Genomic DNA, 435 nt, shown 5'->3' with positions numbered 1-435 from the left:
AGCGACTGCTGCGCGGCGCCCAGGTGCGTCTCGAGCGCCGGCCAGAGCCCTTGCAGCCGGCCGACCTCATTGGCGAACTGCTCGGGTTCCATCGTCACGCGATAGAAGTGCTCCGGCTCGACCGGGCTGGCAGGGACGGTGTACGGCAGGAACGGCCATTCGAGCGGCAGTTCCTCGGCTTCGGCGTCACCCTGTCCGATCTGCAGCAGCAGACCGCGCACGGCTTTGACCGAATCCGAAGCCTGGTCGCGCTGGCGAACCCGGCGGCCGAAGACCACCACCTGCTTGAACTGCGTCTCCACCGCGCGGTAGATGCGCAGGTCGGCGAAGTGGCGCGTCAGCCATCCGACCAGCTCGGCGTCGAGCACGTAGGACGGCACGATGAAGATCAGCACGCCACCGTACTGCAGCAGCGGCAGCGCACGCTGGTAGAAC

At 67.6% G+C, this 435-nt stretch carries 1 protein-coding gene; it reads right to left on the bottom strand.

Annotation, left to right across the window (positions count from 1 at the left end; genetic code table 11):
• Window positions 1-435, bottom strand: a 435-nt coding sequence (locus tag ACR6JA_RS22975) for a DUF6094 domain-containing protein (RefSeq protein WP_494599810.1), incomplete at both ends; no start/stop codon positions are given.

The sequence above is a fragment of the Cedecea sp. B1(4) genome, assembly GCF_059414925.1.
This window is presented reverse-complemented; position numbering and strand designations above follow the sequence as displayed.